Raw genomic sequence first — 25,539 nt, 5'->3', positions numbered from 1 at the left:
AAGGAGGACAAATGGTTAAAATTAGATTAAAAAGAATGGGTGATAAATTCAGACCAGTTTACAAAGTTGTTGCAGCTGATGCAAGAGCTCCACGTGATGGTAAATTTATCGAAGCTTTAGGACACTACAACCCTAAAACAAAGGAATTTGTTTTAGACAAAGAATTAACTTCAAAATGAATTAAACAAGGTGCTAAACCAACAGTTACAGTAGCTAACTTATTTAGAGCTCACAATTTAACTTTAGAACTTAAAAAATAATGAAAATTAATTTTCTTACATTATTTCCAAATTACTTTGAACCTTTTATAAATGAAAGTATAGTTAAAAGAGCTAAAGAAAAAGAATTAGTAGATTTTTCTGTAGTTGATTTTAGAGACTTTAGTCAAGATAAACACCGTAAAGTAGATGATGAAATCTATGGAGGTGGACACGGATTACTTTTACAAGTAGAACCTATTGACTTAGCATTGGATTCATTACCAAATCGTGGGGGATATAAAGTTCTTGTTTCTCCACAAGGGAAGACATTTACACAGGAGATGGCTCAAGAGTTATCACAATATGATCAAATAACATTCATTTCTGGTCGTTATGAAGGATTTGATGAACGTGTAGTTGAATTAGTTGATTTAGAATTATCAATTGGAGATTATGTCTTAACAGGTGGTGAATTACCTTCAATGGTAATGGCTGATAGTATTATTAGATTATTGCCAGGTGTTATAAAAGAAGAATCACATGTATATGATTCATTTCAAGGAATTGGATTATTAGATTATCCACAATATACTCGCCCTCGTGAGTATAAAGGAATGAAAGTCCCTGAAGTCTTATTCAGTGGTGACCATAAGAAAATTAAAGAATGAAAAGATCAGGCACAATGAGCAAAAACACTCAAAAATAGACCTGACATTATCGAAAGGATAAAACATGAGAAATAAATTATTAGAGTTAGTTGAAAAATCACAATTACGTTCAGACTTACCAGAATTCAAAACAGGTGATAACGTTAGAGTTCACGTTCGTATTCGTGAAGGTGAAAAAGAACGTATCCAAGTTTTTGAAGGTTTAGTAATCAGCAAAAAAGAATCAGGAACAAGAGAAGCTTTCACAGTTAGAAAAGACTCTTACGGAGTTGGTGTTGAAAGAACATTCCCTCTACACTCACCTTTAATTGCACACATTGAAGTAGTTCGTTCAAACAAAGTTCGTAGACAAAGATTATACTACATGAGAGATCGTAAAGGTAAATCAGCTCGTCTTAAAGAAATCAAAAAAAATAACAATTAATCAATTTGCCCATAAAAAAATAGCCAACTTTGGCTATTTTTCTTTATCTTAAAATCCTTTAGGGAATAATGCTGTTGTTTTATTTCCATTTTCATCAAAACCATTTGGATAGAATAGTTTAAGGTTGCTGCGGTATGAACGAGTTTGGTGTGCATATCCTGTGTTATCTATTAAGTTATATCCATAGATAAATTTATTATTAGGAACTTGAATATCTGCAGTTTGTAACAATGGTGCAAATGTTCCAGATGTCATATTATCACCAAATTGTGCATTTGCAGCTACACCATTGTAAATTCCGACAAGTTCACCGAAATCATTGTATACCATTGAACCACTAGCTCCATAGTATAATGAAGAGAATTTAATATTGTAGTTAAATCCATAGAAACTTGCATATGGTCTGTTTCATAATTCTGAATAGATTTGAATGTTTCCTGTTTCAATTGGAGACTCTACATCATTTGTTGCAAAATCAAATAATTTATTATTAGCAATTCCATTAGCTACACCAGTTCTACGGTTATATTGTAATAATACTTCATCGCTATATCTTTCTGTAGGATTATTTTGCATTCAAATAGTTCTGCCAGATGTATTTCTTGGATATCCGGCAATATATAAATCTTTAGCATTGCTTAACCCTTTAGCAAATGCTGAATTGCTTTGTGATAAATCTCTTCCTTTTGATAAGTAATCCAAAGTTGGTAAGAAAGTTTCACTGCTTGCATCATAGTTCGGATAAGCTTGTTGGCGTTTCATTCTAGCTATATATGAATCTACACCATTAATTGCTTGCCGAATTCATAACGCTAATGTTTCATCAGCTTTTGTTAAGTCAATATCTAACTCCAATATTCCAAAGTCTGTGTAGAATGGAATTTTATTTGGATTTTGGTTTATAAAATCTTGATACATTTTTTTTGTATCATTATCTAGCATTCCATTTGTAATTTGATTTTGTTTAAATGCTTTATATTCAGTTCATTTCGAATTAATTTGATCAGCAAATTGATCATATGTTGTTTGATCCATATAATCAACAGCTGCAAAAAGTACTTTTGGATTGCTAAATGCATTTGAATAAGTTGTATTTCCTAATGGACTAAAATCAGAAGATGCTAATGTTTGATTATTAGAATAATATTTTATATATCCACCTAATTTATCAATATTTTGAGATCAACTATTATTTGCAATTGAATTAAATGAAGAAGGTTTATTAACTTTTCCTAAAGCAAAACCTGCAGGTTTCACTCCTGTTGGGTCTAGATAATTTAATTCTTTATCAACTTCAGAATTATTTGTGTTTGCGTACTGACCAAGAACATGCATATTAGTTGCTATAAATAATTTATAATGATTTTCATCTTTTTTATGGTAGTCTAGTAATCATCCAGTTCCTTGATCATCGAGCAATATTTCATCTCCACCAGAATTAACAAGTTCTGCTGGGCGAATAGAGAATGTACGATTTCAAATTTCTTCATATATATCTTGCGGTTGGACTGTTTTATATTCACTTACATAATCTGGGTAAGTATTAGCTTGAATTAATCCAGCTCTTGGGTCGAATGAAGGAATTACAAAAGGTGGGATTACAGGTGGGTTAACTGGTTCTGGTTGAGGTGTTTTTCCTGGATTTGGCTCATTTCCCGGTTCTGGTTGAGCAGGATTCACTGGTTCTTTTTCACCTGGTTTAGGAGCAGGATCCTTTTCAGTACTTGGAGCAGGTTTTTCTGGTGTTTTTCCTGGAGTAGGTTCACTTGGGCTTGGAGATGGTGTTACAGGCATAGGCTCTGGCTCAGGAATTGGTTTAGGTTCTTCAATGACATCACCTACCTTTCTAAATCCATCCAATTCACGAGTCACTAGTTTTCTTAAATCTTTGTATGCTTTACTTTGAATTAATAAAGTAACTTTTAATGTTCCTTTTTCATCGTTGCCAACAACACCTAAGTTTAATCCTTTGTAATCTCCACTAAATTGTAATTCGTAAGCTGCTGTATTAACGCCACTAATGTCTAAATTATCCATTGTGATTGCAGACGGAAATGTCTTTTTAATTTCTACATCTGTTTTAACACTAACAGTTACCATTTTTTCTGCAATGTTTAAATCAGTTACTGCTAACTGATATTGTTCTTGCTTTTCTTTTTCTAATGCAGTTGTTTGATCACAGGCAATTGCAATAGGTGCTAAAGTTAAAATTGCACTGCCTCCTAATATCATTTTCCATATATATCTTTTCATATAAGAATTATATTAAAAAATACTTCCATTCAAGGAAGTACATTTAAGATTATTATTTTGCTGCTTTTTCATCAATTAAAGCAAAGAATTCACTTTCAGAAATTATCTTTGTTCCTAATTTCTTTGCTTTTTCAATCTTGGCTTCACCGACATTTTCTCCACAAACTAAATAATTAGTTTTTCCTGAAACAGATTTGTGCACAGTACCTGAATTATGCTCAATAATTTCTCACATTTCTTCACGACTTACAGCCATTTTTCCTGTAACTACAAAACTTAAGTCTTTTAATAATCCAGTAAATTCTTTTTCGACTACCAGGTAGTTTAATTCATTATCAAGTGCTTTTAATTGAGATACGTGATCTTCATCTGCTAAATAAGTTTTTAAAGAATCAATGATTTCTGGTCCTATTGTATTAATTTGTATCAATAAATCTAAATTATAATTGCATAGCTCGGTTAAAGAATTTACTTCATTTGCTATTAATTTTGCTACTTCTAAACCAATATTTTTAATTCCTAATCCAAAGATGACTTTATAGAGTTCAATATTTCTAGAAGTCTCAATTGATTCTAAAATATTATCAATTTTTTTATCTTTAATATTAAAGTTTCCTTGAATTATTGTTTCTCTTAAATCAGCTAAATGGAAAATTGAAACAAAATCAGTAATAAATTTATTGTCATAAAATAATTCAACAATTTTATCCCCGAGTGTCATGATATTTAATGCTTTTCTCGAAACAAAGTGAATTAATTTTTTAATCTTCTTAGATTCACAATCATCATTTTCACAGAATTGATCCACAATCCCTGGCATTTCAACCAATTCACTTCCACAAGCTGGACATAATAATGTTTTAGGGAAAATATCTGTTGTATTTTTTTGTTTCATATCAATTATTTTTGGAATAATTTCACCTGATTTAATTACCACTACTTGATCGCCAATATTAAGCTGCAAGTTACGAATAAAATCATAATTATGTAAAGTTGCTTTCTTAACCATAGTTTGATTAAGTTCCACAGCAGTTTCAAATTCTGCCACATAAGTAATTTTTCCAGTACGTCCAACAGTAGTTTCAATTTTTGAAACTATTGGATAGGCTTCTTCTGTTTTATACTTATACGCTATTGCATAACGTGGGAATTTTGCTGTTTTACCTAATCCATCTCAGTATTGTAATTGGTTAAGTTTGATAACAAATCCATCACAATCATACTTAAACTTATCTTTGTAACTTTCAAACTCATTAATGCGATCAATTATTCCATGTGCGCTTGATTCAACATAACCATATTCATGAGTAGCTAAACCTAATTCTTTAATAAAGCTTAATAACTTATCTTGGTGAAAAATATTATGTTCTAAAGGATTAACTATATCATACATAAGGACTTGCAGTTCTCTTTGAATTAATAGTTGTGAATTCTTTTGTCTTAAAGTTCCGGCAGCCATATTTCTTGTATTAGCAAATTGTGAAACAGTTGGTTCAACTGGTTTGGATACTTTTTTACCTGCAGCTAAATCTTTTTGATATTTAGGAAGCTTGATATTATAATATTCATCCACTTTTTCTTCATATTCTTGTTCAAGCATTGCATTAGTTTCGATTAGTTTATCTTTAGTAACATAAACTTCACCTCTAATTTCAATGTCTTTTAAATATGGAATATTTTTAGGAATAGATCTTATTAAAACTGCATTTTTAGTAACATCTTCTCCAACCTTACCATCACCACGAGTTACAGCACGAACTAATGAACCATTTTGGTAGATTAAAGAAATTGATAAACCATCTATTTTAGGTTCCAAATTAAAGCTAAGTTCCTTATTTGGTAATTCAGCTTTGACATCATCTACAAATTTAGTAATTTCTTCAAAGGTATATGCTTTTGCAAGTGAAAGCATAGGTTTTTGGTGAGTATATTTACTAAATTCTATACTTGGAACACCTCCGATTTTCTTAGTAGGTGAATCAGGTAAGATTAACTCCGGATACTTAATTTCTAATTCTTCCAGTTCACGTAATAATTGATCATAAACATAATCTTCAACCATTGGATTATCTAAATTATAATAAGCATTATTTAATTTGTTTAAATACCTTGTTAATTCTACTATACGTTCTTGTGCTAATTCTTTTTTTGATTTGTTAACATTCATAATTTATATTATAGCTTTTAATTTTTAGAATGCATTGCAATTCTAATCTTATCTTTGCCATTTTACTTAAATTCTAACTTTAGGGAAAATTTAAGCAAATTAAGGCACTATTTGCTAAATTTTATATTTATTTGGTCAGATTACTATATAATTGTTACAACGAAAAGAGGTCAAAATGCAATTTGAAACCAAACATATAGATATAAACAAAGAAGAATGAATTAATGCTCAACATCAAGCATTAAGCCAACTTGAAAGAAATAAACAAGAAGGGCAAAAAATTGAACAAGCTGCTATTTTAGAAACAGCTGCCCACAACCTTTTAACTTACTACAGAAATACAGAACTACAAACTAACAATGATTTATATAAAGATAGAATTTACTTCTTACCAATTGCTTCAAATATTAAATTCACAATTGAAGAAATGAGTTTTGATTTAAAAACATACTATCAAGATCAATTAGATGGATTTAATTTAGAAATTAATCCAAATGTTGAATTTAAATTACCAGCTGATTTTGAAGCTAGAGTTGATCAATTTACTAAAAACTTTATTCAAAAATATAGATTTAAAATCCAAAGTAGTAAACAAACTGTTGAAGCTGGAGATAATGTAGAATTTAAGGTTTGAACTGCTGAAACTGCAGATCAACCAGCAAAATATAATGCTATAGCAAATCCAGAATCAAAAAACCCAATTGAACAAGCTTTAGTAGGGCTAAAAATTAATCAAATTCAAGAAGTTGAACTTTTAGGAAATAAATATCAAGTTCAAGTTTTAATGATTTTTACATATCAAGAAATGCCAATTACTGATTTAAATGTTCACTTACTTAATATTCCAGCAATTAAATCATTAGCCGATGTTAAAACTCACATTTTAGAAGTTACACAAGCTCAAACAGTCAATGATGAAATTTTTTCTTATGGTGAAAAAATTATGAGCTCAATTTTACAAATGAATAAAGGTAAACTAGTAATTCCTGATGAATTAGTTGAAAATGACATTAAATCATTTGAATTTTCATCAGAATTCCAAGGTGACAAAAAAGAAGTTGTGATGTCTACGATCGAAAATTACTTCTGAACACTTCTTTCTATGAAAAAATTAAACTTTTCAATTAGTCAAGAAGATGTAGATTCAGAATATCAAAAACTTTCAGCTATGTTACCAGCTGAACAAGTACAACAAATTGGCGGACAAAGATTATCAAACATTATTTTATTTAAAAAACTTGGTACAGTTTACTTAGAAAAATATCAACCAGCAGAATTTAAAAAATATGAAAAAATATTAAAAAATTATTTTGGTAAAAAATAATTGATGCTATAATATTTGCAGTGGTTATAGCAGAGGGGATCACCTGATACCATTCCGAACTCAGTAGTTAAGCCCTCTAGTGCCGACGATAGCAGAGATGTGAAAATAGGGCACCGCTGTTTTTTTTATTTCTTTTTTTACTCATAAAAAGTAAAAAGTTCATTTTTTGCTAAAAAAATATAAAAAATTAACTTTTTGTTTTTTTGATTAGTTGTATAATTAGTACAGAAAAAAACATAAAAGGAGTAAATATGTTATACGAATCAAATAAAAATCAAGTAAATGAAGTCCTTGCAACAAAACCATCATTATTATTAGAAGTATTCTATGCTTCATGATGTGGTCCATGTAGAATGTACAAAGGTTCATTAGATGAATTAGCAGAAAAAGACAATGTTGAAGTGTACAGAGTTAATATTGATGAAAATAGAGACTATGCTTTCGAAGCTAATGTAGCATCAATTCCTTATACACGTGTTTATAGAGATGGACAATTAGTTTCAACATTTTTAGGTTACAAACCATATGGTGAACTAAAACAACTTTTAGGACTTTAATAATATCGTAGCTTTTTAAGCTACTTTTTTTGTTAAAGACATAAAAAATAGTGGTTAATAAATTTATTTTGCGAATTTTTAAAAAAGGTATAATTTATATTATTCGATAGTAATAATAAAAATAAATAAATTAATCAAGATAGGCGACGTATCATGATCAAAGCGAAGAAAAGAAAAATTTTAAAAACAAGTTTAATTTTAGGAAGTGGAGCGCTCCTTACGGGCGCTATTTTTGGTATTACTTTTGGAGCAATTAACCAACATAGCAAAGCTTATGTTTATGCTTCAAGTGATTTAAACAAGCCAAATTTAACTAACGTAACAATTAAACTTATACCATCACAAGTTTCTGGTGCTGATGCTAACACAGAATCAGCCAAAAAAGACGAAAATGATAAGACTCAAGTTAAAACTACCTTATTATTTACGGACTCAAGAAACAATAAAGAAATTAAAAAGATTATTTTATTAACAAATTCAGATGAAGAATTGCAAATGCAAATTCAAAATTTAATTCCTAATGGATATAATTTTGACCCAGCTAGATATGCAGATAAAACAACTATTACAGCTGAAATTGGAAAAGACAATATAATATACATTGTTCCTGAAATAAAATCTCAAGATAAAACAACATTCATTTTCTATACTCAAGGTGAAAATGGTGCACAAGAAACTGTTAAAACAGTTGAAAAAGAAAATATTGAGATTAATGCAAGTAACAATTTCGACCTTTCAACATTATTACCTGATGGATATGGTTTTGTTAATAGTCAAGTACCTACATTCTTAATAGGATATACCAACAGATTTAATGTTAAAAAGCTTGAAGTAGATGTTACTTTAAACCTTAAATTCATGTCAAATGACAAGCAAGTTGGAACATTAGTCCCTATTAAAGCACATAAAGGAGATGTAATAAATATATTACGTTATATTCCTGAAGGGTATAAGCTTGCAGAAAATGTATCTGAGACTGTGTCTGCTGATAACAACACTGTTGAGATTAAATTGGTTGAATTACCAAAACAAATAGTTACTACATTAAACTTTGTTGAAATTCAAAATGGTTCAGAAATTAATATTGAATCTAGAAAAGTAACAACAGATCAATTCACAAAAATTGACTATACAAAATATTTACCAAAAAATTACCAATTAGCACCTAACCAAGACAATTTAAATATTGTTTTAGGACAAGTAAATACTATTAAGGTTACGAAAATTAAAAAAATTATGACAACAACTATTCGTTTCATAGCTTCAAATGATAGTACTGCAATTGGTGAGCCTTTAACTTTACAAACTTATGAAGGTGATAATATTCAATTTGATAATAATTGAATTCCAAAAGGATATAAACTTGTGCTTCAACAAGAAATAAAAATTATCCCTGGACAAGTAAATAATATATCTGTTGAAAAAATTGTTCATAAAGTAACAGCAACGGTTGAATATAAATGACAAAATCGTACTGTTTCAACTATAACAGTTGAAGGTGAAGAAGGGTCTAGTGTTGATTTGTCAGCTACTAAGTATATGCCTCAAGGTTTTGAGTTGCCAAAAAATTCACAACAAAATGTTGTAGTACAACTTGCAAATAAAACATTTGTAGTTAATGTAATTAAGAAAACAATTGAAACAACATTTAAATTCGTTTCAAATGGTGTTCAAATCGGAACTATAGCAACTATTACTACAGCTCCTGACGCAACAATATCTATAGATGAAGTTAAAAATTATGTACCTGCTGGCTATGAAATTGTTCAAAAAGCTTCTTATGGATTTAAATTAGGACAAGAAAATAGTATTGAAGTAAGTAAAATAATCAAAAAAATTAATACAACTATTATTTTTAGAGAAAATGATAAACAAATTGGTGATTCTCATTCCATTGAATCTTTAGAAGGCGAAGCTAAACCAATTGAATGAAAATCATTAGTTCCTAAAGGATATCATGTTACAGCAACTCCTATTATCATCAAAGGAAAAGTCAACTACATTCAAGTAGCTAAAGATAGAATTGAATATAGCTACACTTTAACCTTTAAAGATGGAACAAAATTAATTACTCAAGTAACTGGTACATATTTCGATGATGCTGTTCCTAAAGTTACACAATTCCTTCCGGATGGATATAAATTAGTGAGTCAATTCGAAGCTGATCAAATGCCAAAAAATGGAAGCAAAATTTATCAAGTAACTCCTATTATCCCACCTAAACCTCCTGTAGTTACAAAACCTAACTTAACACCCGAAGAAAAGAAACAAGTTCAAGACATTGTTAATAATCGTCAAGGTGCTTATGTTAATGTAAATAACTTAAACATTCCAGATAAACCTGATTTTCTACCTAAAGTTCCAAAAGGAAAAGTTACAGATGAAATGGCTGCTGAATCTTCTAGAAGATTAAGAGAATATCGTGATTTATTAAATTCAAATAAAGATTTCACTGCAAGCGACTTAAAAGACATTTATAAAGAAGTTTGAGAAAAAAACCCTGATTTACTTCAAGTTTTTGCTGAATATTTAAATGGAACATTAAAAATACCTGGACGTGATATTCTTTCAAAGGCCGAAGCAAGACAAATCGCGCGTGCTCAACTAGAATCTGCTCAGAGAATTATGGAATCAGAAAGAGCTGCCGGTAGAGTTCCTGTTTTCGAAGTTACTGGTAATACGTGAGGATATGATTTAACGATTAAATTTGATTATTTAGATGATAAATACAATCCAACAGTTCAAAATATGGTTCAAAATAATAAGAATCGTTTTCTTGGAAATGGTGGCAAATGAAATCGTCAACCTAGTGGAATCCTTGATGGTGAATATTTTGGATGGGACAAATTTGATATTTCTAAAACAATTAATGGATTGACTCCAGAAGAAGATAGAGATAAGGTTACTATTGATCCTAAAACAGGTCAAAGAGTTAAAAAAGATGATGGACTTAGAGTTTATCTATATTCACCAACAGGACAAGATGAATTTAGCGCAGGTAAGATGGCACAAAGAATGCTTACTGTTGACGCCTCAAACAGAACTGGATATGATAAATTCTTAAAAATTCTAAATGAAAATAAAGATATTACTATGTTACGTGTTGACAAAATTGGTTATAGTGATAAAAATGAATCTTTAAGAGACTTATTATCAAGAATACCAAGTACAGTTAAAGTTGTTAACTTATTCTTCTCGACAAAAGACACAACAGCAATTGCTGGTCTTGAAAACCTTCATTTAGATGAAGTTGGCATCTATACAACAATACCGAACTTGGATAAAATGTCTGATAAAAACGACTGAGGAATTGATCCTGTAGGGTTAAAAAATACTAAATTTGCATCATTTGAAGGTGGAACTATTGAATCATGAGAAGCAACTGCACCAGGTCAAAGAGCTGCATCAATCTATTTTAATACAATTAAGCCTTCAAAACACAACAACTTCAATGATATTAAAGATGGATTTGATATTGCGCTTAATAAAAAGCAAAACTGAAAAATCTTTAACGGTAATTTTGGAGTTGGTGGATATCCAACGGGAATCGATCTTTCTCTAAACCATAATATTAAATCTATGAAAGGCTTACCTTTAAATCAAAGAGTATTTAGAAAACTTACTTTACATGCTGATAGTGATACTTTTACATTACCAATCAGTGAAATTGTACCAGGTCAATTTGGTTCATTAGTTGTACAAGGACCAGACCGTGCTCAAATGTATTTTGATAATCCTACAACTCATATTTTACATTTAACAGGTACAGCAAGTGATATAGGTAACAATTATGGAATTCACTTATACGGATTACTTGAAGCTGGAAAGAAATCTTTAGATACTATTGTGGTCGATAATTTAGAAGCTAAGCAACTAATTGAAAGCTCACAAGCATGGGGAACATTTGGTTCAAGCTATAAACTTATCGTAAAAAATAATTAGAGGTGTATATGAACATAAAACTTAAACAAAACACATTATTTTATTGACAGAATATTATTGGCTATGTGTTATTAGGAGTATTGCTGCTCTTTAGTCTCTTCTCTCTGTCAAGCTTATTAGGATGAAATCCTTCTAAAACAGGATTAAACGTCTACAAGCCTTTCTTACCTATTGAAAACTTCCTTGATATTTCTCAGCCTAGTTTTCAAGGACGAAATTTCGTCATAATTTATAACTTTATTGTACTGATGGTCCCATTAATTCTTGCACCATTTTGATTAGCAAGAAATGTAGGCAAGCAGCCTGTCAGCTTTGCTAAGTACTCACCATGATCAGTTGGATACTTTGTAATCATGATTGCTGCATTCGGATTATTAGTTGGATTACCTATTACTGAAGATAGTAGTATGACAGTACTATTAATTAACACTATTCCATTCACAGCTTTAATGCTACTTAATTTAGGATTTGAAATTTACCACCTCATTTATTGCACTAAAGTTTATACAGGAACTAAAAAATATATAAGAAACTTCTTAGTTTCAAACCTTGCTAAAATCGCTTTATTAATTACAGGTTGAGCTTTATTAGCTTACTTCTTAGTTGGTAATAGCCCCGAAACCTTATTTACAGATAAAAACAATCTTAAAGAAGGATTTAGAACATTGTTCTATGACTATACAGCTGCTGGTGTAATTGCAATCATTGCAATAGCAATTACCTTCCTACTATATTGAGGACCTAAAATTGCTAACTTATTTGTCTTAGAACCAAGTTACACAGATTTTAAAACTTTATCAAAACAAACATTAAACTTTAACTTCTATCTACTAGCTTTATTTACAGTATGAATGTTTATCAACATCTTTATTATTAATATTAACGATGGTCCATTGATGAATCGTACACCAGCTCACATCTTATGAGCTGTAACATTAGTAATAGCGTTAGTATTGCTAGTACCAATCTATTTCTTATTAAAATGAAAACCACTTAATAACTTAAGCAAAACAGCAAAAGGATTTATCTTAATTATCCTTTCAATTGTTTACTTATCAGCTTTATTAATTATTCGTATGTTAAATGCCGATAAGTTTAATAACTACATGGTTGTATGAATTCTAGTTATTTCTTACTTTGCTTTATTATTTGTTTACAAGTTAGCTGGAAATAACTTATCATACATTACACGCTATACTTTAACTCTTATATTTGCATCTTTAAGCATAGCTATCTTCTTCTCAGTGTTAGCAGCTTTATTAAATCAAGGTAATAATAATTTAACTGCTTCAATACCATTTAAATTCACATTAGTTGATATCTTTATTATCATTCCTATTATTGCTTGCTTAATTCAAGTAATTATTCAAATTGGTATTTGAGCAAAAGCAACCTATGTTGTATATAAATACAACCAAACTCAAGGAGTATCAAATGAAACTACTAGACTATCTAAATAAAAGAAAAACGAATAAAGCTGCAGCAGCAATTATTAAACAAGAACAAGAATATTTAGCAACAATTTATCATACATATAATGAAATTAAAAATGATGAAAGCTTTATTTCATATGAAGTATTTACTAATCAATTCTTAATTCTATATAACATCAAAAAAGATGGTGGAATTTGAGAAGAATTGGTTGAAGAACGTAATGAATATATGGCACGTAAAGATCAAATTGCTTTCAAGGACTTCTATATTTCTTGAAGCATTAATCCAAGATTTAGCCAAAACATTTTAGTTCCAGTTATTTCACATCAATTTGATTCAAATACAAGAGTGCTGTCATGATCACAAGCTGACAGTGCTGAAATTAATAACTTGTTAGTTAAATATAATGATTACTTAACTTTCTACTTAGAATCAAATGATAGACCGGTTGAAATTATGCCAGGGATCATTATTAAATATAACTTCGATTTAAAGGATTACAACTTATTCTTCTCTCCAGACTTACTTAAATAATGCATATAAAGAAAATCAAGCAAAAAGCTGAATCACTAGATAAAATACTTACAATTGTTGAATCTCAAAAGAATATTAACTTAATTAATATCTTGCGTCTTTCACAACAAATTGGGATGTATTTCCAAAGAGCTAATCAAGCTAAATCTTACATTGATTATCTCGCTAGTAATTATGCAATCTCTAATCCTTTAATCGAACCTATAAATAATCATTACCTTTCTTTCTTAAATAAACTCGCTACTAAAAATAGCATTAGTTATAAAACTATTTGAGTTTATATTACTGAAGAAGAAAAATATGAGACTAACTCATATCGTAAGTATGAAGATTACTTACTTAAAAGCGTAAATAAAAACGACTCCTTTATAGTTATTGGAAATCGTGCTAAAACTTTCGCACAAGAAAATCATTTAGACATCATTTTTGAAAATACTTTTAATGATGTAGTTTACTTAACTGATGTCTTACCAGACTTTTTAGAAGCCTACTTAGAAACTAATGGTTTCTGTAATGTTAAATTTGTGCTTAACTCTTCTAAGACTAAACAATTAAGCTTAAACATCATTCCATTAAGTGATCTAAACTTTGATTTAGACCTTTACCGTAAAGAAAATAGCTTTATGTCTATTGAAGGCTTAAACATTTATCCTGATATTAATAGTTTTATTAAAGCTCAACTTAAATCATATTTAACTTACATGACTTTAGCCCTACTAAGTGAATCAAACCTTATTTATCAAAAATATGCCTTGGTGGCAATTAACCAAAAGATTAATGATCTTGAAAAGAAACAAAAACGTCTAGCTTTAGAAGTACTTCGTGCTAAACGTGAATTAGAAGTTGAACAAATTTCTATCTTATCTAAGAAAAAAGATTTACTACATGATGCAAAAGGAGACAGCAATGAATAACATTAAATGCCTTTTTGTTTCAGAAAACTCACTCGAAACCAAAGAATATATTTCAAGTTTTGAATTAAACTTAAACTTAGAAGATCAATGAACCTTATTAAAGCCAAATTCAGTCGGTTCATATACTAAAGCGTTCTTCAGAATCAAGACAAAAGACAATGAAACTAAATACTATATTTTAGACAATGTCTTTATTACATATATTAATTCTGAAATTCATGTAACTTACAGAGGATGCTTTAGAAGTTATTCACAACTGAAAAAGAGTAATGATTTTATCTTAGAAAAAGAAGCTAGATTGAAAACTTTATTAAGTGATTTAAATTACTACAATAGTTGTAAACAACTTTATGTTGATAATTTAAATAAAATTGCAGTCTATAAATTAGAAAATGAAATCTTTATCTTAAAAGCTATTACTTTATTTAACTTAAGCCCAGAGGAGTATAAATGCGTAGAAAACTAAAATGACTAATCCTTGGACCAGTAAGTGCCACTATTCCATTAAGTGTACTTTCTGCAGCTGCTACAAACACAAACGAAAATACAAATGGTAATGGTACAGATAGTAATAGTACAAATGGTAAAGCTTCTAATTCTAATGAAGAAGGCAAAAACTTATCTCCAGAATTCGATAAGTTTTCTGGTTTAGAAAAAGAAGCTCAAGGCAAACAACTTAAAACAATTCTAGAAAGAGGTATTAAGGACCTTCATAATGAAGCTAATACCTTACTTACAAATACTACTACTAAAGATGCTCAAGACATCTTAAAAGGTATGTATCTTAAAAAAGTAGCTACTTATTTAGAAAAACACAAAGAATACATCATCAAAAACCCTAGAGATAATGGATTCTTCACTTTCTATCCTGAAATAATAGCTAACTCTAAAGCATTCAAGAGTATGGTTCTAACATTTGATTCAAAAACTTATCAACAAGTTTTAATCAATGCTGAAAAAGATTCAACTAACCCATATCAAAATCTTCCTTTAGTCTCATCTCAAATTGAAGACTTAAAAGAATATAGTAATGAAACCTTAACTAACACATTAACTAAAGAACAATTCAATGCTAAAGTTGATGAGTACTTTAAAAAGTTAGCTGGTGAATTTGATGAAATCTTCCAAAATGATGAAGATATCCCTACTTTTGAAACTACTACAATTGATTTTAATTCTTCAGGTGATTTCAACTTACATGCGCCTAAGAATTATGAATCATGAGATGACTATATTAAATCTAAATATAGTTCACGTTTCTTAAAATTTGACCTAGATCAAAACTCTAAAGAGGATGAAAATAAAGATAAACCACCATCACCTATTATTCCTCCTCTTCCACGTATCGAAGATCCAGCTGTTAAGTCTAATGAAATTCAAAACATCCCTTCATTACACCCAATTATTTCAGCTGCTAAGTTTGATGAATTTAAAGCTCTAACTTCAGATACTGCAAAAACAGCTTTTATTGAAAAATATAATAAAAATGTTGATAAGAATTCACCAATCTACTTCTTCTTCGAAAACAACATTAACACTAGATATAAATATGTCGTTACAGAGCTTAAGTTAGATTCTAACAAAGAATTATTAGCTAATGTAAAGATTGAAGATAGTGTTGATAAAAATAACTTGCGTACCTATAGCTATAGTGTTAATGCTTTAGCTGATAAACAATTAACCTTAGCAACACAAGCTGCTAATGAATTAATTAGAAACATCTTTATACAGCTATATACAGCTTTAGGTGTTAATTCTCAAATTGATTATCAACAACTAGTTGATCAAGAATTAGCTAACGTGTTATTTAATATGATTTCACGTGCTATGAAAAATAGCTATAAACCTGAATATAAAGCTGATTTAGCTAAAATTATTCAAGACAATGCTTCAGGTGTATCTACTGTTGACTTAAAAGACAACTTAGACACTAAATTTGGTACAGATATTAATTATTTTGTACTATCAACTTTAAAAAATACTTTAATTAATGACACTTACTACTTTGCTTTATTACCAAATGCTTATTTAAATACTTTTAAATTAATATCTGAAGGTATTAAAAATAAGATGGAAACAATTCAAGCAAACCTTAAAGTACTAAATGAGTACTATAAAATCAATTATTTAGATATGAGCTGAATTAACCAAGGCTTAGATGTCTTAAATGATGATATTTCATTCTTAAAAGGATTAGCTATAAACAATAGTTTTAACCTATATTCACAATATCTTGATTATACTGAGTTAACAACTCGTATAAATAAGACTTTTAGAGATTTATACATCATCTTACATACAGAAGCCTTAACTAATACAGAAGAAAACAAAAAAGCAATTAAACAAATGTTTGAATCAGTTTGAGCAATGCCACAAATTCCATACACTCAACCTGCTGCAAATAAAACATTACTTTACACATTAGGAGCTATCTTCTTATCATTCTCACTAATCCTAATTTTAATTGCTTCAACATTAGGAATCACACATAAAAGATTCCAAATTAAAAACACAAGAAATAAAACAATATTAATGAGTTCGCTAGCTTCAATTTTCTTAATAATAGCAATTATTCTACTTGCTATCGGACTTGGAGGTCTATAATGACAAATAATAACTATCCTAAAATTACAGGTATATTTGACTATGTTGTAGAGATTACAGGTAAGTACCCATACTTCCAGAATCAAATTTTTACCCTAGCAAGTAACCCTGAAGTAAATTTAATTTTAATCTCAGCTTCACAAAATAAAGCTTACTGTCTTTCAGAAGGAAAAATCGGAGATTTCTTAATTGGTGAAAGTGTAATCCCAACCGAAGATCAACACTTTATCGAAACTTCATTAAGCTACTTTGGAAAAATTATTAACATTGATGGAACTGTTTTATATCCATCTGTTGCAGAAGCTAAAACAATGCTTTCACATAAATCACTAGCTTTCAATAAACCAAACGCTTTACTTTCATACCAACCACTTGAAGAACAATTACAAACAGGTTACATGGCAATTGACTTACTTATCCCAATTGGTAAAGGACAAAGAGAACTTATTATTGGTGACAGAAAAACAGGTAAAACACATTTAACTTTAAACACTATTATTAACCAAAAGAATCAAAATGTTAAATGTATTTATGTAGGTATTGGTAAACAACAATCAGATATTGCTTCAGTTTATAAAACATTAAAAGACAATGATGCAATGGATTACACTATTATTATCAATGCTCCTGCAGATCAACCATATGCACAATATTTAGCACCATACATTGCTATGGCACATGCTGAAAACTTATCTCACCAATATGATGTTTTAATAGTATTTGACGATTTAACATCACATGCTAACATTTACCGTGAAATTGCCTTATTAACAAATAAACCAGTTGGAAAAGAAGCTTTCCCAGGAGATATGTTCTTCGCTCACGCTAGATTACTTGAACGTAGTGGAAAATTCGTTGGTAAAAAATCAATTACAGCACTTCCAATCTTACAAAGTGTTGAAAATGATATTACTTCATTAGTAGCTTCTAATGATATCTCAATTACTGACGGGCAAATTGTTATGAATACAGACTTATTTGCTCAAGGTAAATTACCTGCAATTGACATCGACTTATCTGTTTCACGTATTGGTGGATCAGTACAAAAACCATACATTGCTAAAGTAGCTGGTAAAATTGCCAAAATTTACAAAGCATACAAGAGACAAATTAAACTTGCTTCACTTAAATATGACTTAAATGACGAAACTAGCGCACTATTAACTAATGGTTCTTTAGTTGAACAAATGTTTACTCAAAAAGGTATCTCAGTTTACAAAGGAAGCACAATGTTCCTTACAGCTAAACTTATTTCATGAGGTATTTTAAAGAAAGTAACAAACATTCCTCTAGCTTTAAAATTCATTGAAGAACTTTGTGTTTACAACCACATTGCTAAAGACATTTTAGAACACATGATTAATAATGAAGCTTATGATGACAACATGGCTAAACAATTCTTTGCATTTGCTTTAGCTCAATATTCAAAATACAAAGGCTTTAACTGACAAGTTGAAGTTACCCAAAAATTCATGGACATTGATAACAGTGCCTTAAAATACATTGATGATAAAATAGGAGATAAATAATGACTAAAGGTATCGTAACTAAAATTTGAACAGACGTAGTTGAAGTTTCTTTCCCAAAAGACCAACTACCTAAAATTAACAATATCTTAGCTTCTGCAAGTGATCAAACTCACTTACTTGTTAAGAAAATTGTTAATGAAAACATTGTTTATGCAGTTATCATTGATGCAAATGAAACTATAGCAATTGACCAAGAATACTTTGACACAAACAACACATTCATGGTACCAGTTGGTGCTGGTGCTAAAAACAACATCTTTGATGTTATGGGTAGATCATTAAATGATCCACGAGCAAACTTCAAACGTGTAGCTATGGATTCAACAATTGTAACTAATAATGACTTCAATTTTGAACCTCAAATCCTTGAAACAGGGATTAAAGCTATCGACTTCTTCATTCCTATCTTAAAAGGTTCAAAAATCGGAATCTTTGGTGGGGCCGGAGTTGGTAAAACAGTTCTTATGAAAGAAATTATCTTCAACCTTTCTAAAAAGGAAAAGAACACTTCTTCTATCTTTATTGGTGCTGGAGAACGTTCAAGAGAAGGGGTTGAGTTATATGACGATTTAACTAAATCAGATTTAATGAAAAGCTCTATGATGTTTATTTCTAAAATGAACGAAAGTGCTGGAGCTAGAATGAGTATTGTACCAGTAGGAATTACTGCTGCTGAATACTTAAGAGATACAGAAAAAGAAAATGTGCTTCTATTCATCGACAACATTTTCCGTTTCTTACAAGCTGGAAACGAAATTTCAGCTTCACTTGATAAAAAACCTTCTTTAGGTGGATATCAAGCAACATTAAACACTGAAATTTCTTCAGTTGAAAATAGATTATTCTCAAATCAAAATGGTTCAATTACTTCATTCCAAACAGTATTCTTACCTATGGATGACTTATCTGACCCATCAGCTTTAGCTGTCTTTAATCACTTAAGTGGTTCTCTAGTATTATCACGTGATGTTGTGGCTAAAAACATTTATCCTGCTTTTGATCCACTTGAATCATCATCAGCAACTGTTGATGTAAAAATCATTGGACAAAAACACTATGATGCAATCATGCAAGTTAAGAAAATCTTACAAAGATATAAAGAACTTGAAGATGTTATTTTAATCTTAGGTATTGAAGAACTTGACGATGAATCAAAAATCATTGTTAAGAAAGCTTTACAACTACAAAACTTCTTCTCTCAATACTTCCACACTACACAACACTTTACTCAAATGCCTGGAGTTTACGTTCCATTGGCTAAAACGATTGAATCAGTAGAAAGAATTATTAATGGTGAATTTATCGATGTTAACCCAGAAAAATTCTCATTTATTGCTACTGTGGATGATATAAAAAATGAAAACTAAAATACTGAAAAATTCACTTTTAATACTAGGAGCTAGCGCATTTAGTTTACTGCCTGTTTCATGTTTCCATGATTACCCAGTTAGACCAGTAACTAAACCAGTTGATCCTAATGATCCTGGTGCTAAAAAGCCTGAGGATCCCGAAAAAGACAAAAAACCTACAGATCCTAAAGAAGGTGCACCTGTAGAAGAACCTCCTAAAGGACTTGGTCCTAATCCATTTGCGCCAAGACCTGAAAATGACCCAACTACACCTCCTAATGCAAATAGTCCGGAATATCAAAATTTTACATTCTTAAAGAAATATTATGCAGATGAAGGTGCTTATCTTAAATCTCTAGTTGGTGCTTTATGAACTGGTGGAGAAAATGAAGCATATCAAGAATTGTATGAGAAATATAGTAAAGAACATATAACTAGTTTTGATAATAAAGCATCTGAACTAAATCTACCTGCTTTCTTAGATTCATATGCCAAAAACTTCACATTAACTACTAATGATAATAAATTAGTACTTAACCCTCTTGGGCAATTTAGAAGAAGAAAATACTGAGCAGATCCTACTGGTGATAGAGGTACAGCTAGATATATTCCAAATAAACTTTATAAAGATGTTTTAGGAGAATCTTATTCTATTATTCTTGTTAATAACAATACTTATTTAGAAAAACTTAATGATCCTCAACTTCCACCAGGACGTTTAGCGCAAGGTACAGCATGAATTCTTGACTATGCTGCTGATGATTCTGGTTTAATTAAAAAAATATATTTAGCAACCAACTTACACGTTGCAAGTGATTTATTAACAGAAAAAGAAACTGATAGCGTTTACAATAATGTTTTACCTGACTCTGTGATGAAAGCTAATGCTGATAAATTAATAGAAGCAAGTAAAAAAGTTAAAGAATTAACACCTGAAACATTAAAAATAGAAAATGAATACAATGATATTAGAGTTAAATATGGTGAAAATTCAAAAGAATTCAAAGAAATTAATGAAAAATTCACAAAAGCTTTAATCCCATATAATGAAGCTCAACAAGCATTTAAGGCTGCATCAAAAAATATTGTTGGTGTAACTAGAAATATTACTTTAGCTCATTTTAGCCCAGATACTCCAACTGAAGTTGAATTAAAACGTACAAACCAAGATACAAGAGTCGACTTCTTTAATATCGATCCTAAAAACGTTAAGATTGTTTATGCTGGAGCAAACTTCTTATCTACTTCACCTTCAGAATATTTAGAACCTGATTCTCCTTATTCAAAATTAGAAGAAATGGCTGATTTTGCTGTTCTTGAAGTTACTTTGGATCAAGGTAAAGGTAAATATACATATTCTACACCAACTGAAGATTCTGGTTCAAAAGAAAGCACAATTGATGATTATAAAGATTATGTGTTATATTTAACTTCAGCATATCAAAGTAAAGACAATCAATCAAAACCAGCTAACTTTGATTTATTAAGTAATTATGATAAATTAGTTAGCGAAAAATTAACAGTTAATAGTAAAGATGTTTCTAAGATGGATTATGATCTATTAGCCCTAGGATTCCCTAATGCTGGTAGTGATGACAACTTAATTGTTTCACTAAGCAATAAAGATGAAATTCCTTCTTTAAGCAGTACATCTTCAGTCTGAGTTAATAAATCTAAGATTAATAAAGATAATGCATATGGTGGTGGTTTATCTCAAAACCTAGCATTGCGTACATTTATTGATAAACCAGGATTAACTGACATCTTCCTTTCTAACCCAATTATTAATGCAATGGATAAAAAAGGATTTGAAGTTAAATACCTTAAAGAAAAAGACTCAAACTATGCAGGGAACTCATATATCAATTATGGACTTGGGTACATTTTACATAACTGACAACCTGGTGAAGGTGGATCAGGTTCTTCAGTTAGAGATATTGACGGAAACATCCTAGGTATCACATTTGCTGCTGCTGATGGTGGTTTCACAACTCTTGTTTCATTAACACAAGCTTTAAGATCACCTGGATATGATTATAAAGGTCAATATGGTAAATATAATCTAGAACAATATGACTTAATCTATGGTGGAGGTGAACACCAAAGAACTTCATATCGTCAGGCATTACAAAAAATGTACGGAAATGATTATAAAACCAAACTATTCCCTCAAGGTGTTTCACAAATTCCAGAAGATTACAAGTTTAAAAAATAAATAATTTTTATACCTAGGAGCCTTAATCCTAGGTTTTTTTATATTATTAAAATAAAAAAACTTACCAGTATGATAAGTTTTTTAGATGTTAGCAAAACATTTTGTCTAGTAATGATTTTTTGATGTTGTTTAACTTTTCAAGTTTTGTTTCTTGATTAGTGATGAGAGTATCTAGATTTGATAATAATAAACCTATTTTTTGTTGTTCATCATAATTAGGTAAATACAACTTAAAGTTATTTAATTCTTGTTTAGTAATTGTCTTTATTACTGCTCCAGGTGCTAATAAAGCTTCTTGCTGGAATTTTATTTTTATAAGTCTTGCAAACATATCCTTATCGATTGCTTTTTTATAATCACTAAAATATAAAATTGTTCTATCTATATAGCAATCATATTTAGTCAGTGCTACTCTTCCAATTGTACCTTGCAAGGTTACAATAATTGACTTGTCAGGTACAAATACACTAAATGGAATAGCTATTTGACTTATTTTTTGTTTTGTTTCTTTTTTTAAAGAGAGATACTCATTAACATCAGCTACTTGAACAAATGGCATAGCATTAGGGCCTGAATATCATTTTTCCTCTCCATAAGGTTGTGGAAATGAACCTCTTCTAAATTTTGCTAATTCCAATATTTTGTGAACTTTTCAGCTATCCTCAAATCCTTTAAATCTTATTTTAGGAACTCTTTCATTATTGGAAGCAAACATTTTATCTAATAATGATTGTTTTATTGTTTGAAGTTTTTTAAGTTTTAATTCTTGAGAAGTAATGAGAGTATCTATGTTTGATAATAAAGAACCTATTTTTTGTTGTTCAATAAGGTTAGGAACATTTAAATATTGATTTAATAAATCATTTTTTACTAATGATGACATCATTGTAGTTAATTTTGTTGAATTTCTAAGAACATTTTGCATTACTCTTTCATTATTGATGTAATATTTTCAAAATTGGAGATCATATTGTTCTGTTATTGGGGTAAATACTTCGAATACATGAGAAACAATCCCTGCACCAATTGTATTTTCAACAAACCTACCATACTTATAATTTTGTGATTTATTTCCTTCAAAAGCTATATCACCTATTTTAAAAATATTGTAGCTTTTCAAATAATCTAGATTAGTGATTTTTTGATCTTCTTTAAAATACATGTTAGCTACAGAAATGATATATTCTTCATTATATTTAATATCAAAATTTTTCTCATTATTTGGTTTATATAATTCTTTAAATTTAGTTTTTTTTCAATTATCTTCATGATTTTTAAATCTTATTTCTGGTGCCTTTTTATTTGTCATCATTTCTCTCTTTCATAATTCCTTTAAATTTTATCATATCTACAAGTATTATTTCAGAGTGTTAAATGCTAAAAATGCAATAAAAAAATCCATTGCTGGATCATTGGTGCCGGCAACTGGACTCGAACCAGCGACCCCTTCCTTACCATGGAAGTGCTCTACCTGCTGAGCTATGTCGGCATATGGCTATTTAGTATATAAATTATACCTAAAATAGCCTATTTTAGTATTATTTGGTTAAAAATTTATAGCATTGTAAAGTTACTTCACAATCAGCTAGTGCTCTATGGTTTTCACTAGCATCATATGGAATGTAATAGTAATTACATATAGTTCCAAGTTTATAATTTGGAAGATTAAGTTTATGTATAGATAGCATTAATGTATCTATAATTTCATTTCTAAAGATGTGACCATGAGTTTTAGCTGCATAATATTGTAAAAATTTAATATCAAATCTTGCAATATTATATCCAACTAAAGGCAAATCTTGCACAAAGTCAATAAATTCAAGCATTACTTGTTTTATTGGTGCTTGATTTTTTAACATATCTCAAGTAATATGAGTTAGTTGAGATATAAATTCAGGTAAAGGACCAGAAATTCTCACTAACTGACTAAAATGATCTACCACTTGATTGTTAATAACTTTAATTGCTGCTATTTCTGTTATTTCATGCAAATTAGGGCTAAGTCCTGTAGTTTCAATATCTAAAACTATATAGCTGTTTGGATGCATAAATTAGAATAATCCACCCATTCCGCCAAATCCTCCAAAACCACCTGTTTTCTTAAAGTTTTGTGCGATTTGAGTCATCTTCTTACTCATTGCATCAAAGTCATTTAGTAGCTTGTTGTATTCTTGAGCACTACGTCCACTTCCTTTAAGGATTCTTTCTTTTCTAGAAGCTTGTTTAAGTAGTTTAGGATTTTTTCTTTCAGCCTTAGTCATTGATGACATTAAGATTTGGTATAGTTGCATTTTTTCTTCAGCTTTTTCAATTTCTGATTCATCAATTTTACTTGCTAAATTACCAGGTAACATTTTAAGAATTTTTGAAAATTTACCCATTTGTTTCATTTGCTTAATTTGTTCCATTAAGTCATCAAGAGTAAATTGCCCAGAGAAAATTCTTTCCACCATGTTTTTAGCTTTGTCTTCATCAATTGATTCACTAGCTTGTTCAATTAAGGTCATTACATCACCCATACCTAGAATTCTTTCAGCCATTCTATCTGGGTGGAAAAGTTCTAAATTAGAAGTTTTTTCTCCAGTACCAATAAATCTAATTGGAATGTTTAACACTTGTCTTAAGCTTAAAGCTGCTCCACCACGAGCATCTGAATCAAGTTTTGTAATAATTACTCCAGTAAGTTTTAACTTATCATTAAAAGCACTAGCAACATTGATAATATCTTGTCCAGATAAAGCATCTGCTACAAAGAAAATTTCATCTGGATGAGCAATATGTTTAATATTAGCTAATTCATCCATTAATTTTTCATCAATAGCAAGTCTACCTGCAGTATCGATGATAATTAAGTCATTTTTGTTTTCATTTGCTTTAACTAATGCATTTTGCACAATAGTTTCAGCTGGTACATTTACACCTTGCTCATAGTAATCAACTTGAATTCCTTTAGCTAAAGTTACTAATTGATCTACAGCAGCTGGACGATAAATATCAGCAGCAACTACCAAAGGATTTGTTACAAACTTTTTCTTTCTTAAGTAGTAAGCTAATTTAGCTGTGGCAGTAGTTTTTCCACTCCCTTGTAATCCACACATCATTACTACATAAGGTTTTTTGTCAATTTTAATTTCTTTAGTTTCACTTCCTAAAACTTTTACAAGTTCATCTCTAAAGATTTTGATCATTGTTTGAGAAGGATTTAATCTTCCAATAATTCTTCCTTCTTCTAAAGCTTTATTTTTGACATTATTAACAAATTCTTTGACTACACGTAAGTTAACATCAGCTTCTAATAAAGCCATCTTAATTTCACGTGTTACTTCTTGAATATCTTCTTCATTTAAAGTAGTTTTCTTAGCCATTTTTGCTAAGCTTTTTTGTATTCTTTTTTCTAAAAAATCTAACATAAAATTATTATACAA

19 protein-coding genes, 1 tRNA gene and 1 rRNA gene are annotated in these 25,539 nt (G+C 29.7%); 15 read left to right on the top strand and 6 right to left on the bottom strand.

Annotation, left to right across the window (positions count from 1 at the left end; translation table 4 throughout):
* The first annotated feature begins 11 nt into the window (after nt 1-11).
* The 3 genes from rpsP to rplS are packed head-to-tail and all read left to right on the top strand — an operon-like array spanning nt 12 to nt 1,292.
* On the top strand, nt 12-260 hold the full coding sequence (rpsP, locus tag ACM0L0_RS00270; protein WP_416738577.1) for a 30S ribosomal protein S16: 249 nt from the start codon (nt 12-14) through the stop codon (nt 258-260).
* Entirely contained in the window at nt 260-943 is a 684-nt protein-coding gene (gene trmD / locus ACM0L0_RS00265; RefSeq protein ID WP_416738576.1) for a tRNA (guanosine(37)-N1)-methyltransferase TrmD, read from the top strand. The genes rpsP and trmD overlap by 1 nt, the downstream gene beginning before the upstream one ends.
* Nucleotides 933-1,292, top strand: a complete 360-nt coding sequence (gene rplS / locus ACM0L0_RS00260; RefSeq protein ID WP_416738575.1) for a 50S ribosomal protein L19 — start codon at nt 933-935, stop codon at nt 1,290-1,292. The genes trmD and rplS overlap by 11 nt, the downstream gene beginning before the upstream one ends.
* 48 nt (nt 1,293-1,340) lie before the next feature.
* Here the strand turns inward: rplS and ACM0L0_RS00255 are convergent, their stop codons facing one another.
* Both ACM0L0_RS00255 and ligA read right to left on the bottom strand, forming a co-directional pair.
* A complete protein-coding gene (locus ACM0L0_RS00255; RefSeq protein WP_416738574.1) occupies nt 1,341-3,545 on the bottom strand; it encodes an MIP family Ig-specific serine endopeptidase in 2,205 nt (734 codons plus the stop codon).
* Between the two features lie 52 nt (nt 3,546-3,597).
* Nucleotides 3,598-5,712 (bottom strand): NAD-dependent DNA ligase LigA, encoded by a 2,115-nt coding sequence (gene ligA, locus ACM0L0_RS00250; protein ID WP_416738573.1) that lies wholly within the window; start codon nt 5,710-5,712, stop codon nt 3,598-3,600.
* A gap of 175 nt (nt 5,713-5,887) precedes the next feature.
* Between ligA and ACM0L0_RS00245 the strand changes: the two genes are divergently transcribed.
* The 12 genes from ACM0L0_RS00245 to mip all read left to right on the top strand — a co-directional run bounded on the left by ACM0L0_RS00245 (nt 5,888) and on the right by mip (nt 22,114).
* Nucleotides 5,888-7,036 (top strand): trigger factor-related chaperone, encoded by a 1,149-nt coding sequence (locus ACM0L0_RS00245; RefSeq protein WP_416738572.1) that lies wholly within the window; start codon nt 5,888-5,890, stop codon nt 7,034-7,036.
* A 16-nt stretch (nt 7,037-7,052) separates the two neighbouring features.
* A 5S ribosomal RNA gene (gene rrf, locus ACM0L0_RS00240) occupies nt 7,053-7,158 on the top strand.
* Nucleotides 7,159-7,287: 129 nt separating this feature from the next.
* Nucleotides 7,288-7,593: a thioredoxin domain-containing protein gene (locus ACM0L0_RS00235; RefSeq protein WP_416738571.1), complete on the top strand. Its 306-nt coding sequence runs from the start codon at nt 7,288-7,290 to the stop codon at nt 7,591-7,593.
* Between the two features lie 153 nt (nt 7,594-7,746).
* A complete protein-coding gene (locus ACM0L0_RS00230) occupies nt 7,747-11,535 on the top strand; it encodes a putative immunoglobulin-blocking virulence protein (RefSeq protein WP_416738570.1) in 3,789 nt (1,262 codons plus the stop codon).
* Nucleotides 11,536-11,543: 8 nt separating this feature from the next.
* Nucleotides 11,544-12,995: an MSC_0624 family F1-like ATPase-associated membrane protein gene (locus tag ACM0L0_RS00225; protein WP_416738569.1), complete on the top strand. Its 1,452-nt coding sequence runs from the start codon at nt 11,544-11,546 to the stop codon at nt 12,993-12,995.
* Entirely contained in the window at nt 12,970-13,503 is a 534-nt protein-coding gene (locus tag ACM0L0_RS00220) for an MSC_0623 family F1-like ATPase-associated protein (protein WP_416738568.1), read from the top strand. The genes ACM0L0_RS00225 and ACM0L0_RS00220 overlap by 26 nt, the downstream gene beginning before the upstream one ends.
* Nucleotides 13,503-14,417 carry an MSC_0622 family F1-like ATPase gamma subunit gene (locus ACM0L0_RS00215; protein ID WP_416738567.1) on the top strand — a complete coding sequence of 305 codons (915 nt, stop codon included), beginning with the start codon at nt 13,503-13,505 and terminating at the stop codon, nt 14,415-14,417. Before ACM0L0_RS00220 ends, ACM0L0_RS00215 begins: the two co-directional genes overlap by 1 nt.
* Nucleotides 14,410-14,883, top strand: coding sequence for an MSC_0621 family F1-like ATPase epsilon subunit (locus ACM0L0_RS00210; protein WP_416738566.1), 474 nt, complete (start codon nt 14,410-14,412; stop codon nt 14,881-14,883). Before ACM0L0_RS00215 ends, ACM0L0_RS00210 begins: the two co-directional genes overlap by 8 nt.
* Nucleotides 14,868-17,021: an MSC_0620 family F1-like ATPase-associated subunit gene (locus ACM0L0_RS00205; protein WP_416738565.1), complete on the top strand. Its 2,154-nt coding sequence runs from the start codon at nt 14,868-14,870 to the stop codon at nt 17,019-17,021. Before ACM0L0_RS00210 ends, ACM0L0_RS00205 begins: the two co-directional genes overlap by 16 nt.
* Nucleotides 17,021-18,550, top strand: coding sequence for an MSC_0619 family F1-like ATPase alpha subunit (locus ACM0L0_RS00200; protein WP_416738564.1), 1,530 nt, complete (start codon nt 17,021-17,023; stop codon nt 18,548-18,550). The genes ACM0L0_RS00205 and ACM0L0_RS00200 overlap by 1 nt, the downstream gene beginning before the upstream one ends.
* Entirely contained in the window at nt 18,550-19,917 is a 1,368-nt protein-coding gene (locus tag ACM0L0_RS00195) for an MSC_0618 family F1-like ATPase beta subunit (RefSeq protein ID WP_416738563.1), read from the top strand. The genes ACM0L0_RS00200 and ACM0L0_RS00195 overlap by 1 nt, the downstream gene beginning before the upstream one ends.
* Nucleotides 19,907-22,114 (top strand): Ig-specific serine endopeptidase MIP, encoded by a 2,208-nt coding sequence (mip, locus tag ACM0L0_RS00190; RefSeq protein ID WP_416738562.1) that lies wholly within the window; start codon nt 19,907-19,909, stop codon nt 22,112-22,114. The genes ACM0L0_RS00195 and mip overlap by 11 nt, the downstream gene beginning before the upstream one ends.
* A gap of 88 nt (nt 22,115-22,202) precedes the next feature.
* Here mip and ACM0L0_RS00185 read toward each other — a convergent pair whose 3' ends face one another.
* From ACM0L0_RS00185 to ffh, 4 genes are all read right to left on the bottom strand, one after another.
* On the bottom strand, nt 22,203-23,426 hold the full coding sequence (locus ACM0L0_RS00185) for a restriction endonuclease subunit S (protein ID WP_416738561.1): 1,224 nt from the start codon (nt 23,424-23,426) through the stop codon (nt 22,203-22,205).
* A gap of 101 nt (nt 23,427-23,527) precedes the next feature.
* Nucleotides 23,528-23,603, bottom strand: a tRNA-Thr gene (locus tag ACM0L0_RS00180).
* Nucleotides 23,604-23,652: 49 nt separating this feature from the next.
* The gene (locus ACM0L0_RS00175) at nt 23,653-24,162 is read right to left on the bottom strand and encodes a PolC-type DNA polymerase III (RefSeq protein ID WP_416738560.1); all 510 of its coding nucleotides are present in this window, start codon (nt 24,160-24,162) and stop codon (nt 23,653-23,655) included.
* A 3-nt stretch (nt 24,163-24,165) separates the two neighbouring features.
* Nucleotides 24,166-25,524, bottom strand: a complete 1,359-nt coding sequence (gene ffh / locus ACM0L0_RS00170; RefSeq protein ID WP_416738559.1) for a signal recognition particle protein — start codon at nt 25,522-25,524, stop codon at nt 24,166-24,168.
* Between the last annotated feature and the right edge of the window lie 15 nt (nt 25,525-25,539).

Source organism: Mycoplasma razini (assembly GCF_048076865.1).
Lineage (GTDB): Bacteria > Bacillota_I > Bacilli_A > Mycoplasmatales > Metamycoplasmataceae > Mycoplasmopsis.
This window is presented reverse-complemented; position numbering and strand designations above follow the sequence as displayed.